This is a genomic window from Trinickia sp. LjRoot230 (assembly GCF_964253315.1).
In the GTDB taxonomy this organism is placed as follows: domain Bacteria; phylum Pseudomonadota; class Gammaproteobacteria; order Burkholderiales; family Burkholderiaceae; genus Trinickia.
In genome coordinates, this window is the sequence record NZ_CAXUQX020000001.1 from 1649377 (window position 1) to 1662971 (window position 13595).

Sequence of the window (13595 nt, forward strand, 5' to 3'; positions counted from 1 at the left end):
TCAGGACCGCTCGCTGCCAGATGCGTTCGCAAGTTCGTATAGCTCGTAGATCAGATCGAGCGCTTCGCGCGGTTTGAGCTCGTTCGGATCGATGCCGCGCAAACGCTCGAGTACCGAATGGGACGCTGTTTCCGCATCGGCGATATCGTCGGGGGCATCTTCGACGAATGGCGCGGCAAAGAGGTCGAGCTGTGGCGTGGCATGTCCGACCGATTGCTGCTCGAGGTGAGCGAGATGCTTGCGCGCTGCGCGGATGACAGGCGAGGGTACGCCTGCGAGTTGCGCCACTTGCAGCCCATAGCTCTGACTGGCTGGACCCTCGTTGACCGCGTGAAGAAAGACTATGCCGTGCCCGTGTTCGACTGCGGACAAATGGACGTTCGCGGCCTGCGCAAATTCCGACGGTAGCTGCGTCAACTCGAAGTAGTGCGTCGCAAAGAGCGTTTGGCAGTTGTTGTGCGCGAGCAGATGGCGAGCAATTGCCCAGGCGAGCGCGAGGCCGTCGAACGTGGATGTGCCGCGGCCAATTTCGTCCATGAGCACAAGACTGTGCGGTGTGGCGTCGTTGAGAATCGCCGCGGCTTCCGTCATTTCCACCATGAACGTCGAACGGCCGCCTGCGAGATCGTCGGCTGCGCCGATGCGCGTGAAGATTCTGTCGATCGGACCGAATGAGGCACGGCGTGCGGGCACGTAGCTTCCGACATACGCCAGTAGCGCAATCAGCGCGGTTTGCCGCATGAAGGTCGATTTGCCGCCCATGTTCGGGCCGGTGATCAGGAGCAGCTTTCGCTCGGTGCTCAAGATGCAGTCGTTGGCGACGAACTGTTCCACTTGCGCTTCGACGACGGGGTGTCGCCCTTGTTCGATATCGACGCCGGCTTCGGATACGAACGATGGCGCCACCCAGTCGAGCGCTTTGGCGCGCTCCGCCAGTGCGGCGAGCAGATCGAGTTCGGCCAGCGCGGCCGCGACCCGCTGGCATTCGCTGATGAATGGCAGCAACGCTTGCAACACCGTGTCATAGAGCGCGCGTTCGCGCGCGAGTGCGCGTTCCTGCGCCGACAACGCCTTGTCTTCAAACGTTTTGAGCTCGGGCGTGATGTAGCGTTCGGCATTCTTGAGTGTTTGCCTGCGGCGATAATCGTCGGGCACTTTATCCGTTTGGCCGCGCGTCACCTCAATATAGAAACCGTGCACCTTGTTGTACTCGACGCGCAGGTTCGCGATACCGGTGCGGCTGCGCTCGCGCGCTTCAAGATCGATCAGGAACTGGCCGCAGTTCTCCGAGATATCGCGCAGGTCGTCGAGTTCGGCGTCATAGCCGCGCGCGATCACACCGCCGTCGCGTACCATGGCCGCCGGTTCCTCGGCGATGGCGCGCGTGAGCAGATCGACGCATTCGGCAGGCGGTTCGAGCGCGGCGGCGATGCATTCGAGCGTCGCCGCGCCGGCTGCTGCGCTCTCGACGTGTGCGCGCAGGGCGGGCAGCGTCGCGAACGTATCGCGCAGGCTCGAGAGGTCGCGCGGCCGTGCTGATAGGAGCGCGAGACGTCCGGTGATGCGCTCCACGTCGGCAATGCGTCGCAATGCCGTTCTCAGTGCGTCGAGGCTCGCATGAACCGGCGCATCGATGAGCGCACCGATGGCCTGGTGGCGCATGCGGGCGCACGTGGCATCGCGCGGCGGGTGATGCAGCCAGTGGCGCAGGAGGCGGCTACCCATCGTCGTGCAGCAGGTGTCGAGCAGCGAGCAGAGGGTGGGCGATTCTCCACCGCGCAAGGTCTCCGTGAGTTCGAGATTGCGTCGCGTGGCGGGGTCGAGCCCGATATATTCGGATTCGTACTCGACCTTAAGGCTGCGGACATGACGCAACTGCTGCCCTTGCGTCGCCGATGCGTAGAGCAGCAGCGCGCCGGCTGCGCCGCACGCGCTGGATAGTGCTTCGGCGCTGAAGCCGTCGAGGCTGGCCACGTTGAGTTGATCACACAGCCGCTGCTTGCCCGATGCGATGTCGAAGTGCCAGTTGGGTACGCGTGTCAGCGTGCCCGCGGCAGGAGCGTGCAGGAACTCGGCGTGCGCGTCCGCCGCGAGAATTTCCGCGGGGCGAATGCGCTCGAGCGCGGCACCCAGTTGGTTCGGCGCGACTTCCGCGAGCCGCAGTGCTCCGCTTGCCAGGTTCAGCCACGCGAGCCCGACGGCTGTCACGACACCGCGCTTGTTGTGAGCGGGGCATAGCGCGAGCAAATAGACGTCGTTTTTATCGGAGAGCAGGGCCGCATCGGTGAGCGTGCCTGGTGTGACGACGCGCACGACTTTGCGTTCGACCGGGCCCTTCGAGGTAGCAGGATCGCCAATCTGTTCGCAAATGGCGACCGATTCCCCGAGCTTTACCAGCTTCGCGAGATATTGTTCGACGGCGTGATGCGGGACGCCGGCCATCTTGATCGGATTGCCGGCCGACGCGCCACGCTGCGTGAGCGTGAGATCGAGCAGGCGGGCAGCTTTTTCCGCGTCTTCGTAAAAGAGCTCGTAGAAGTCGCCCATCCGATAGAAGACGAGTGTGCCGGGGTGCTCGGACTTGATGCGCAGATATTGCGTCATCATGGGAGTGTGAGCGACGGTGCTGGCGTCGCCGGCTGCTTCGATTGAATTGCCCATCTGAATTGTTCGTGTGCTTGCGAGTATAGGGCGAGAGTGTACCGCGACGGCGCGCTCGGGCAGTCGGCCGGATGGCTAAGGGGAGCTTTGGTGGGGAGATCGGGATGCGGCGGGGAAAACCCGCTTGCGCGAGATGTGGCCGTTATCGGCCACAATACGGTGGTTAAGTGCAACCGCTTTGTTAAGCCGGAAGACCGGATTTTCTGATGGGAAACGTATCTTGGGCCGAATTAGAGACGTTCGTGCGCGAAGAGTTAGGGCTGCGAGAGGCGAAGGTGCTTTCTCCGGCTACCCGGCTGTGGGAGGACCTCGGGCAGACTGGCGATGACGCGAATGAGTTCATGGGGCAATTTTTTGAGCGATTCTCTGTCGATACCGGTGATTTTGATTTCCATCGATATTTCTTGATGGAAGGCGAGGGCGGCCTTTATTCGCTATTTCGGCGAGTTGTCCTGTGTAAGCCCCATAGCGTCGATCGCGAGCCGATTGGGCTTGCGATGCTTCATCGCGCTGCTTTGGATAAGAAGTGGGACTCGTGTCGGCTTGGAGAGCTTCGGTGAGCTACGTGATGCGAAAAAGGTATCGTCTCGGCACGTGGGACAGTTGTGGCTCAAGATTATGACTCTGAGGGTCTGCGAGTGTTCGCACGTGAAGGATCAGCCGACTTCCGATATGAGGTTCGACTCGTGCCTAAGGGCGAATTCGAACCGCCCTGTAAGGCGGACGGACTGCTCGTGCCGGGGTTAAGCGCGGCGCCGCACCAGCAGCCTATTGACGACCCAGACGAGAAGCGCAGCTATTACTAAGGCAGCGAGCAAACTAGTGACCATGTAGACGTCATCGACTTGCTCATCGCCGTGCGCACCGAACCACGCGGCGAAGCGGATCAGTGCGTCCGTCGCCGATGGCCCAAATGGAATAGCGCCGAGGATGCGTGCGACGCCAAGCGCAATAACGATTGTCGTTATGCCATTAAGCGCGATACGTGAAAGGCGTTTCATTGGACATCCACCGTGCCGTATGCGCGCATCGCTGTTCCGGGAACTGACATCGTTGCGAGTTCTGAACGCATTCGCGCACTTGTCCGAACCACCACCGCCAATCAAGCTATGATCCGACCATCCCAAAAACCCTCGCTCCCAAGGAGACTGCGATGACCGAGCTCGTAACATGCCTGTGGTTCGATGAAGGCGCTGCCCGCGAGGCGGCGGAATTTTACGCTGCCACTTTCCCCGACAGCCACGTCGATGCGGGACATACTGCTCCGATAGAGGGCGTAGGTCAGGGCTCCGAGTTGACGGTCGAATTCACTGTCCTCGGCCGGCGCTTCGTCGGACTGAACGGCGGACCGGGTTTCAAGCCAACCGAGGCGGTAAGCTTCATGGCTCTGACAGATACTCAGGAAGAAACCGACCGATATTGGAATGCCATTATCAGCAATGGCGGGCAGGAAGCGCCCTGCGGCTGGTGCAAGGACCGCTGGGGTTTTTCGTGGCAAATCACGCCCAGGCGGCTGCTCGAACTCGTCAACGCGCGCGATCGCGATGCCGCTGGACGCGCAATGAACGCGATGATGAAAATGAAGAAGATCGATATCGCCGCGATAGAGCGCGCAGCAGCCGGCGATTAACACCGAGCGCGTACGACGCCAATATACTCGATCAGCATACATAAATAGCTGAAAATCGCTCTGCGCTTAGCTGTCCGTAAGTTCGGATTCAGTGCCTGCATTACCCACGACGATCGATAAAATCCCGTCTCGGGAATGTTCCCGCACTAACAAAATTCTCGCTACGGTCACCAATGTATTTTTCGTGGAGTGGTTTGCCGGGGGATCCGGGGCTGTTGAATCATGCCCTGGACGAGTCGCAGATTAATCGCCCTGCGCGTGGAGGCAACGCTAAAGGTCTCAGCCTGGCGCCCGTCGCCGGCAGTCCTTATCGGGGCCCGCTGCCCCAACGTCGTCGCGCTACCGACTGGTCCGCCGGCGGAGCATCGGGGGCCCTGACGAGCACCGGTGAGCGCAAACTCGCGCTCACCGAGTCCCCCTTCACTGCATTGCCGCCAGTGGGGGCCCGGCGTTATCGCGGATGCGACGTGTTAGACCTCTACCGAAATGTGCAAGCGGGCAAAATTCCGGTCGGCCATTACGTGTATGTATTGCAGCGCAGTCCCGAAATCGGGAAGGGCGTCACCACGCTACGTTGGGCAAACGTCGAGCCGGCGCGTGATGGCGAGCCAGGCGGCGAACTCAACTGGTCCGCTCCCAATCCTTCGATAACTGATCTCATTCGGCCGCTCAGCAAGTCGATCTACTTCGTCGTCACGCCGCAGGCGGTGTCCGATCCCGCATTACTGTTTCGCGCACGGCACGAGCCGCGTGTCAGCAATGAGGTGGCTCTGCCCGACTACGTAACGCTCGCGTGCAGCGAACAAGCGCCAAGCGAGAACGGCACGAAGGAGACTTCTTTGCGCTTGCGCAAGCGATCGAAGGTTGAAGTCTCTGCCGAGTTCGAAACACTGCTCGATCTTGTCGTGCTTGGCCGGCATGATAAGGGTCGACACTCGGGAACAGGCAGGTTTCGCCCCGCGCAAAAGCAGGCTAAACAAAGCCCCATTGTGTCGGTTGCGAAACTCAAGATCGAAACAAGAGACGATGCCACATCGACTGGCGCGAGATCGGCATCGCTCGCTCGCGACATCATGCGACGCAATGCCATATCCGGTAATGAGCTTGCACAGCGTCAGCGCTTTGCTTCGATGTACGCGGATTCGACAAATCTACCCGAAGCGGAAATCAAGAATGCGGCCGACGTAATGATGGCGTTGCGCTTGTGTATTCGTGACTGCCTCGGAAATGATTCGCAGCGCGACAATGACACGCACGCGCCAAGCCTTAAAGCGCTGTTGCCTGAGCCTATCTATGACGAATATCGACACCTGAAAAGGGAAATGATTGCGATGGCGAGGGTGAGCAAAGCTCATCCCAAACGCGAGTACGTCGACGTCTATAACGACGACGGGGACGAGGCATTGGCAAAAGGTATCGATCGCTGGATCGATCAGCTATGCGACTGGCTGAATGAAAGCCGCAAGCTGCTCGCAAGTGGCGAGCCCAACGAGCGGAATGACAGCGACGCACTATCTGCCGACATGCGCGTGCAAATCGAAGCGCTAGTCTGGTTACATTTCGTCGTACACAGCGAAGAACTGAACGAAGCGTCGTTGCTCAAGGATATCGACGAATTCGATGACGGCAAAACGCGCATGAAGGGCGAAGTGTATGGCCATCTGGCGCAATATCGCTTGGCGCGCTCGCAATTGAAAAAGTTGCTTGAAGGTCATGATCTCGATCTGATCGAATATTCGCCTCGCACGCTTTGGCGCGTGATGAAGGTGATCGCAAAGCTCGGCAACTTGCGCGAGCAGCGCTTGAATCTGATCGCCCTCGTCGCGACTTTCATCACGCAAGGTATCGTTCGCGGTATCGCGCCGCTCATCTATGCCGGTGTGCTCGAAGGCGGCAGATTTAACTTAAGCGTCTATTCGGAATATTGGGCCACGTACTACCTGGGCAACGACCTTCTGGGTTCTTATGGTCCGGCTCGCGTCGAAAAATCGATGCAGCGGATGGACGGCTACATTCAGCGCCGCTGGATGCAAAAGGCGTTCTACGGGGACGAGGAACGGGTGAGCTTCGACAAGCGCTTTAATGCGCTGACGAGAGGGCGAGAGGCATCCAGCAAGCTGATTACCGACTCGTTGAATATCGGTGCGCCGGGCCTCGTGCAACTGACGGCCGCTGCCGCGGTGCTCTCGGGCTTCGACCCGCGGCTAGGCGTGACGGGTCTTATCAGTTTGCCGATGATGTACCTCTGGGCCAAGCATCACAATTCGAAAATGGAGCGACTTTATCGCGAGAGCAATCAGGAAATCGACCGAACTTCGGAAAACAATCGCCGCTACCTTGATGGCGAGCAAGACTTGCGAATGCTGACGACCATGTCAGCCGCGCTGGACGACGTCGCGCAGCAATTCGACAAGGAAAGATCACTCGCCCGATATGTCAGCTATCGCAAAGCCTGGCAATGGTTTTGGAGTTATCTGCCGATGAACCTCGGGATGCTGGGTACGGTGACGGTCGGGCTCGAATTAGGCCTGCCTGCTGGCGAGATATTGGCCTCGACAATGGCATTCGGTAATCTGACTTACCCGATCCAACGCTTATCGAACAAGTATTTCGACGAATTCCCTCGCCACGTGCTCGATATCATCGAATTGCGCGATCGGGTCGGTTCGCTCGATGCGATCGATCCGCCAAGCGGTCCGCTCGAGCACACGCGCCTGCCGGTCTCTGCCTTGTCCAACCTCGAAATTGCCTTCCGTGACGTTGGCTTTAGCGCGGTGGACGCAGCGGGCAACAACAAGACCGTTCTCGAGCCGTCGGTGAGCCTCACTATCGCGCCCGGCGAATTCGTGACGCTGCTAGGCCCGTCGGGATCAGGAAAGACGACGCTGATGAAAATGCTGGGCGGAATTCTGGTGCCGAGCGCGGGCGAGATTGCCCTCGGTGGAACACCGCTGGGCGAAATCAAGCACTACGGCGATGACTCGCTACTCTTTCTGATGCATTACGCAAGTCAGCACTCGTCGTTTTTCCCGGGCACGCTGTTTCACAACCTCCTGATGGACATGCCGCGATCGACAGACCGTGACGAGCTGATCCGGCGCGAGAACGAGATGGTTGCGCTGATGGAAAAACTGGGACTCTCGGCGGACAAATTCGATTTGCATGCTGAATTCCCCAAGTCGTTGTCCGGTGGCGAGAAGGTGCGCTTTAGCCTGATTCGCGCTGCCTTGCCGATCGTCATGGCAAGCGATGCGCAGCGGAGCGGCATTCTGATGATGGACGAGCCTACCGCGGGATTGGATCCGGAGCGCACGCGCATGGTCGTGCAATTCCTTCGCGAACTGAATGCGCGCGGCGTGACGATTCTTTGCATTACGCATAACGACGAGCTTGCCGCCGTCGGGCGCCAGATTCATATGTCGAGTTTCAAATGAACTCAATGGAATTGAAGCGAACGTCGTGAATGTCGCCGTGCGCTAGCGGCGCATTACCACGACACTCCACGTCACGCCGCTGCGTCCCTGCGCGTCGTCGCGCGTCCCGCGATATTGCTCGACCAGGCCCGCGTCGCGTCCGAGCGCGATAGTCTCCTCGGCAGACACGTCGAACATCGTGCGCCCCGCGGGCACCGGCCCGTGCCGCAACTACATGGCAACGATGCCGCCTTTCGCGAGCAGCGCCGCAACTGAACGCATGGCAGCGGCTCGCGCGTCGCGATCGAGGTGCATCCAGACGGCACACAGCAGCACCAGATCGAAGACGCGATGCTGCGTGAGGACGCGCGTTAGCGTCGGCAGCGCGTCGTCGATCCACTCGATCGGCAGCGATGCATGAATGCGCTGCCCTTCGCGACGCAAAGCTGCTGTCGGCTCGACGGCAACAACGCGATGTCCGAGCCGCACGAGCGCGGCCGCATCGCGGCCGGAGCCTGCGCCAATGTCGAGCACATCGCTCGGCGGCGAGGGGAAATACGGCAGCACGTCGCGATGCAGTTGGTCAAAGCGAATCCGCTCATATTGCTGCGCCAAAGCGGCAGCATCGTCGCTGTAACCTTTCGTTGTATCGACTTGACGTTGCATTCGAAGCCCCCCGGTTAATTGACATTCATTTCATTCCCCGATCATCGCTCGCAAATCGGTTTGCCGCGCATTCGCATCGCTGCGCCGTTTGGCGAGCCAGATCATCGAGCAAACAAAAACGCCGAACACGACGATGATCCAGTTCACCGGCATTTTTGCCGCGAGCAATAACGTATAGGCGCCGAGCATCAGCAGCACCGCAATATTCTGATTGAAGTTCTGCACGGCAATCGAATGCCCGGCGGTAATCAAGGTCGCGCCTCGATGCTGAAGCAGCGCGTTCATCGGCACAATAAAAAAGCCGGCGAGCCCGCCGAGCGCGATCATGAGCGGGTAGGCGAACAGGATGTATAACGGCATAAACGCTTGCCCGAAATGCACACCATCGCCGGCTGGGAATAGCCCCTTGCTGTAAAACGCCATCGCGCCCGCGAGACATCCGGCAGCAATGCCTACCGGCAGCACACGCAGCGAGCGCACGAGCGGCACCCACGCCGCGGCAGCCGCCGCGCCGATCGCGATGCCGATGCCGGTTGCCCCCTGCATCAGCGCCGCCTTCGATAGCCCAAGCCCCAGATTGACCGCGGCCCACTTCAGTACGAGCAACTGCAGTGTGACGGCGGCGCCCCACATCAGCGTTGTCACGCCCAACGCGATCTGCGCGAGCTTGTCGGCCCACAACGTATCGAAGCAATGCATGAAATCGGTGACGAGGCGCTCCGGTTCGCGTAGCCGGTTCGGATAACGGGCGCCGGTGTCGGGAATGCCGATGTTGATCAGCGCGGCAACCAAATAAACGAGCATCACGCCAAGCATGGCGAATTGCGGCGCGTGTGACGTCAACGGCAGATTAAGTCGCACGGCAAGGTGCTCGGCGTAGTCGCTGACAAGCGCACCGCCGAGTGCGGTGCCTGCAATGGTCGAGACCACCGTTGCGGATTCGAGCCATGCGTTCGCTGCGACGAGCCGTTCCGCCGGCAGTAATTCAGTGAGAATGCCGTACTTGGCCGGCGAATAAGCGGCGGCGCCCAGCCCTACGACGCCATAGGCGAGAATCGGATGCACGCCCACAATCATCATCGCGCAGCCGATCGCTTTGGCGGCGTTCGCCGAAAACATCACATGGCGTTTTTGCAGCGCATCGGCAAAGGCGCCGACGAAGGGCGCGAGCAACACATACGAAATCGTGAAGAAGATTTGCAACATCGGTGTGAGCCAGCTCGCGGCCCGCATCGTGCTCAATAGCGCAATCGCGGCAATCAGCAGCGCGTTGTCGGCAACCGATGACACGAACTGTGCGGCGATGATCGTATAAAAACCTTTCTTCATGACGTCATGAGCCAAGACGGCGAAGGGTTCACGCATGCCGATGCAATCGCACGTCGAACGTTGAGCGTGAAACGTGGAACAGGTCAGGGCATATCCGCGCAGAACCGATAAAAACACAAAGGGCGGCCGAAGCCGCCCCGTCTTACGCTGCATTGCTCGTTGCCTCTGCGAGCAACGGGCCTCGGCAGATCAGCTGGGCTGATTCAACCGGCTGTACTGCGTCAGAATCGGCACCATCTGCGCGTATACCTTCGGGTTGCCCGCGACGATTTCGCCGAGATGCAGGAAGTTCGAGTCGCCCGTGTAATTGCCGACGAGCCCACCTGCCTCGGTGACGAGCAAGCTGCCTGCAGCCATGTCCCAGGCGCTGATGCCCTGCTCGAAGAAGCCGTCCATACGGCCGGCTGCCACATTCGCCAAGTCGAGCGCGGCGGCACCCGGGCGGCGCAGGCCAGTGCAGGAACGCGTCATTTCCGCGAACAGGCGGCAATACGCTTCGAGCCGGTCGGCTTCGCGAAATGGGAAGCCCGTGCCGATCAGCGCATCGGCAAGCCGGTCGCGCCGGCCGACGCGGATGCGTCGATCGTTCAAGTACGCGCCGCGACCACGCGAGGCGGTATAGAGATCGTTGCGGGTAGGATCGTAGACGACGGCCTGCGTGACGATGCCTTTGTGCGCGAGCGCAATCGACACGCAGTAGTACGGCAGGCCGTGAATGAAGTTGGTCGTGCCGTCGAGCGGATCGATGATCCATTGATAATCGGATTCGTTCTCCGACTTGCCCGATTCCTCGGCAAGGATGGCGTGATCGGGGTAAGCGGTCCGCAGTGCATCGATGATGGCCGCTTCTGCTGCCTTGTCGACTTCCGTGACGAAATCGTTGTGCTGTTTCTTGCTGACCTGAATGAGATCGAGATCGAGCGACGCGCGGTTGATGATCTGCCCGGCTCGGCGAGCGGCCTTGACAGCGATGTTGAGCATGGGATGCATGTGCAAATTCCTTGTGCCGCGACAACGGCGAATGCCGCCGCGATGAACCAAAACCGCCCGAAACCCATGCCGGCGCATGAACTTCGTCGACGAAAACGAATTGGAGAAGAACGATATGCGTACTCGAGTACGCGTGAATAGCCGTGATTTTACCCGAGTCCGGACCGATGCGGCATGCGCCGGGCGCCCGGTTGGCGATACCATAGCGCCTGACGGCCGATATAGGCCGAACGCCCATTTCGTCGAACCTTCCAGCGCATCTTGAATCCATCGCATTCCATCACGCCCGCATCGAGTGCCGACCCCGCCATGTCCGGGCCGCACGGCGGCTTTACCTCGACAGTTTTCGTTCTCGTCGAGCCGAGTCACCCGGGCAATGTCGGCGCGGCGGCGCGTGCGCTCAAGACAATGGGCTTTTCGCGCCTTGTGCTGGTGGCGCCGCGCGTCGCACACGTCAAGACGGACCCGGAGGCCATCGCGATGGCGAGCGGTGCGGACGATGTGCTGGCCGCCGCGAGCATCGTGCCCACCCTTGCAGACGCGTTGACGGGCGTCCAGTGGTCGGTCGCGATGACGGCGCGCGTGCGCGAATATGGGCCGCCGCAGATGCCGCCGCGTACCGTCGCGCTCGAGGCCTGTCGCGAGGCCGCCGCGGGCGATATCGCAATTGTCTTCGGCAACGAACGCACGGGCCTATCGAATGAGCACGTCGAGCGGTGCAGTGTATTGGCGCATATTCCGGCCAATCCGGCCTACAGCTCGCTGAATCTCGCCCAGGCGGTGCAAGTGCTCGCCTACGAGTTGCGCGTGGCCTATTTCAGCGACGAGGCGGGCGACGCAGCGCAAACCGGCCGCGCCGGCCACGCCGGCCACGCCGGCAGCACGGCTACATCGAGCGAAACGCTGGGGCCGCGCGCATCGAGCGAGGAAATCGAGCGGATGTTCGTTCACCTCGAAAACGCGCTGATCTCGCTCGAATTTCTCGACCCGGCCCATCCGAAGAAGCTGATGTCGCGCTTGCGGCGGCTTTTTTCGCGTGCTGGGCTCGAGCGTGAAGAGGTCAACATTGTGCGAGGCATCGCGAAGCATATCCTGCTCAAGGTTCCTCCCGGCGGTCGCTAGCCGCGCTAGCCGTCGAATGTCCCTGTCCCGAAAAGGGCGAAAAAAGCGGTCCCGGCAAACCGAGCCGCTTGCCCCTACAATCGAGCGGTCGGTCATCAAAGTCATAAGCAAATCGCCCAGGGTCATATCGGCGCGCAGCCTCAGTGCGCGAGCGAGCAGCGTACATTTTTAGCGAGCCATCACCATGTTTCAGAGACTTCGCGAAGACATCGCCTCCATTCGGGCGCGCGATCCGGCCGCGCGCAGTGCCTGGGAAGTGCTCACCTGCTACCCAGGGTTGCACGCCCTGATCCTGCACCGCCTGGCGCATGCGTGCTGGCATGCGGGGCGTCGCTGGCTCGCGCGTGCAGTTTCGCAGTTCGCGCGCTTTCTCACAGGTATCGAAATTCACCCGGGCGCCACCATTGGTCGGCGTGTCTTCATCGATCACGGCATGGGCGTGGTGATCGGCGAGACGGCGGAGATCGGCGACGACTGCACGATCTACCAGGGCGTGACGCTCGGCGGCACACTGCTCACGCGCGGCACCAAACGGCATCCGACACTCGAGCGTGGCGTGATCGTCGGCGCCGGCGCGAAGGTGCTCGGCGGCTTCACCATTGGCGCAGAAGCGAAGATCGGTTCCAATGCGGTCGTGGTCAAGCCGGTGCCTGCGGGTGGCACGGCGGTCGGCAATCCGGCGCGCATCGTCATGCCCGCCGATGTGAAGCGCGAGCCGGGGCGTGCCTCCTTTTGTGCGTACGGCATCACGCCGAACGCCGAAGACCCGGTTTCCCTCGCGGTGCATGGCCTCATCGACCACGCGGCGAAGGAAAGTCAGCGCGTCGACGAGATCGTTGCGGCGCTTGATCGCTTGGGGGAGCGGCTGCAAGCACTCGATGGTACACACGGCGCGCTTTCGGATTTGCGTCGGCTTTCGGCTGCGATCGAAGGGGAAGTCGTGCGCGATTGACGCGCGCGGGCCGATCCTCAGTCGAGCGGCAGTGCGTGGATACCCTCGGCATCCACGCGTAAATAGCCGCCGCGCCGTGTGCCGTGATCGAGATCCCAATCGGGCAGGACCCAGCGTGTGCCGTCTTTTTCCAGGTGGCGCGCGGGCTTGTGGGTGTGCCCGTGAATCATTGCCGTCGTACGGCTTCTTTTAAAAAGCGCGGCGACGCCTTCGTCCGTCACGTCGTATGCCGGTGAAGGCGGTCGCGTGCGGCCGGCTTCACTCGATACGCGCATTCGCTCCGCGAGCGCGCGGCGCCATTTGAGCGGCCACGCAAGAAACAGCAACTGCACTGGCCGCCAGCGCACGATGCGCCGAAACGTCTGATATTTGTGATCGCTCGTGCAAAGGGCATCGCCATGCGCGAGCACGATGCGCGCGCCGAATGCCGTCACGACGAACGGATCGGGCAGAAAGATGGCGCCCGCGGCTCGCATGAATCGCTTGCCCAGCAGAAAATCGCGGTTGCCATGCATGATGTAAAGCGCGATGCCGCGCTCGCTGAGCGTGTGCAGCACCTCGGCGATGCGCGCGGCGAACGGATCGACCCTCAGCATGTCATCGCCAATCCAATATTCGAACAGGTCGCCCAACACGAAAACGGAATCGGCGCTGTCCGCCGTTATCAGCACAAAGTGTTCGAAAGCCGCCACCGTGCGCGGGATGGCCGGGCTCAAATGGAGATCGGAGATGAACAGCAGTGGGCGCGGCGCGTGGCCGCGCTCGTGCGCGTGCTCGGACGGCACGGTCGATTCATGGCTGCGAGGCGGCGCGTCGGGGTGCGTCGGCACCC

12 protein-coding genes are annotated in these 13595 nt (G+C 61.0%); 5 read left to right on the top strand and 7 right to left on the bottom strand.

Annotated features, from left to right (window positions below):
- Window positions 1-2661, bottom strand: coding sequence for a DNA mismatch repair protein MutS (gene mutS, locus ACSQ20_RS07705; protein ID WP_436018628.1), 2661 nt, complete (start codon window positions 2659-2661; stop codon window positions 1-3).
- Window positions 2662-2903: 242 nt separating this feature from the next.
- Between mutS and ACSQ20_RS07710 the strand changes: the two genes are divergently transcribed.
- Window positions 2904-3221 (top strand): DUF1493 family protein, encoded by a 318-nt coding sequence (locus tag ACSQ20_RS07710; RefSeq protein ID WP_436018630.1) that lies wholly within the window; start codon window positions 2904-2906, stop codon window positions 3219-3221.
- A 183-nt stretch (window positions 3222-3404) separates the two neighbouring features.
- On the opposite strand, the gene ACSQ20_RS07715 is transcribed toward ACSQ20_RS07710, so the two are convergent.
- Window positions 3405-3662, bottom strand: coding sequence for a non-ribosomal peptide synthetase (locus ACSQ20_RS07715; protein WP_436018632.1), 258 nt, complete (start codon window positions 3660-3662; stop codon window positions 3405-3407).
- Window positions 3663-3814: 152 nt separating this feature from the next.
- Here ACSQ20_RS07715 and ACSQ20_RS07720 point away from each other — a divergent pair, with 152 nt between their 5' ends.
- Both ACSQ20_RS07720 and ACSQ20_RS07725 read left to right on the top strand, forming a co-directional pair.
- Entirely contained in the window at window positions 3815-4291 is a 477-nt protein-coding gene (locus ACSQ20_RS07720) for a VOC family protein (RefSeq protein WP_436018634.1), read from the top strand.
- 467 nt (window positions 4292-4758) lie between these two features.
- Window positions 4759-7725, top strand: coding sequence for an ATP-binding cassette domain-containing protein (locus ACSQ20_RS07725; RefSeq protein ID WP_436018636.1), 2967 nt, complete (start codon window positions 4759-4761; stop codon window positions 7723-7725).
- Between the two features lie 42 nt (window positions 7726-7767).
- Here ACSQ20_RS07725 and ACSQ20_RS07730 read toward each other — a convergent pair whose 3' ends face one another.
- The 4 genes from ACSQ20_RS07730 to ACSQ20_RS07745 form a co-directional block, all read right to left on the bottom strand.
- The gene (locus ACSQ20_RS07730; protein WP_436018638.1) at window positions 7768-7902 is read right to left on the bottom strand and encodes a hypothetical protein; all 135 of its coding nucleotides are present in this window, start codon (window positions 7900-7902) and stop codon (window positions 7768-7770) included.
- 33 nt (window positions 7903-7935) lie between these two features.
- On the bottom strand, window positions 7936-8370 hold the full coding sequence (locus tag ACSQ20_RS07735; protein WP_436018640.1) for a class I SAM-dependent methyltransferase: 435 nt from the start codon (window positions 8368-8370) through the stop codon (window positions 7936-7938).
- 30 nt (window positions 8371-8400) lie between these two features.
- On the bottom strand, window positions 8401-9699 hold the full coding sequence (lplT, locus tag ACSQ20_RS07740; RefSeq protein ID WP_436022977.1) for a lysophospholipid transporter LplT: 1299 nt from the start codon (window positions 9697-9699) through the stop codon (window positions 8401-8403).
- 189 nt (window positions 9700-9888) lie between these two features.
- Window positions 9889-10689, bottom strand: a complete 801-nt coding sequence (locus ACSQ20_RS07745; protein ID WP_436018642.1) for an inositol monophosphatase family protein — start codon at window positions 10687-10689, stop codon at window positions 9889-9891.
- A 309-nt stretch (window positions 10690-10998) separates the two neighbouring features.
- Here ACSQ20_RS07745 and ACSQ20_RS07750 point away from each other — a divergent pair, with 309 nt between their 5' ends.
- Both ACSQ20_RS07750 and cysE read left to right on the top strand, forming a co-directional pair.
- A complete protein-coding gene (locus ACSQ20_RS07750) occupies window positions 10999-11811 on the top strand; it encodes an RNA methyltransferase (protein WP_436022979.1) in 813 nt (270 codons plus the stop codon).
- Between the two features lie 184 nt (window positions 11812-11995).
- The gene (cysE, locus tag ACSQ20_RS07755; protein WP_436018644.1) at window positions 11996-12763 is read left to right on the top strand and encodes a serine O-acetyltransferase; all 768 of its coding nucleotides are present in this window, start codon (window positions 11996-11998) and stop codon (window positions 12761-12763) included.
- A 17-nt stretch (window positions 12764-12780) separates the two neighbouring features.
- Here the strand turns inward: cysE and ACSQ20_RS07760 are convergent, their stop codons facing one another.
- Entirely contained in the window at window positions 12781-13548 is a 768-nt protein-coding gene (locus ACSQ20_RS07760) for a UDP-2,3-diacylglucosamine diphosphatase (protein WP_436022981.1), read from the bottom strand.
- Window positions 13549-13595 lie beyond the last annotated feature (47 nt).

Coding starts and splice junctions, on each gene's coding strand:
- mutS (WP_436018628.1), bottom strand. CDS start 2,661: ATGGGCAATTCAATCGAAGCAGCCGGCGACGCCAGCACCGTCGCTCAC.
- ACSQ20_RS07715 (WP_436018632.1), bottom strand. CDS start 3,662: ATGAAACGCCTTTCACGTATCGCGCTTAATGGCATAACGACAATCGTT.
- ACSQ20_RS07720 (WP_436018634.1), top strand. CDS start 3,815: ATGACCGAGCTCGTAACATGCCTGTGGTTCGATGAAGGCGCTGCCCGC.
- ACSQ20_RS07730 (WP_436018638.1), bottom strand. CDS start 7,902: ATGTTCGACGTGTCTGCCGAGGAGACTATCGCGCTCGGACGCGACGCG.
- ACSQ20_RS07735 (WP_436018640.1), bottom strand. CDS start 8,370: ATGCAACGTCAAGTCGATACAACGAAAGGTTACAGCGACGATGCTGCC.
- lplT (WP_436022977.1), bottom strand. CDS start 9,699: ATGAAGAAAGGTTTTTATACGATCATCGCCGCACAGTTCGTGTCATCG.
- ACSQ20_RS07745 (WP_436018642.1), bottom strand. CDS start 10,689: ATGCATCCCATGCTCAACATCGCTGTCAAGGCCGCTCGCCGAGCCGGG.
- ACSQ20_RS07750 (WP_436022979.1), top strand. CDS start 10,999: ATGTCCGGGCCGCACGGCGGCTTTACCTCGACAGTTTTCGTTCTCGTC.
- cysE (WP_436018644.1), top strand. CDS start 11,996: ATGTTTCAGAGACTTCGCGAAGACATCGCCTCCATTCGGGCGCGCGAT.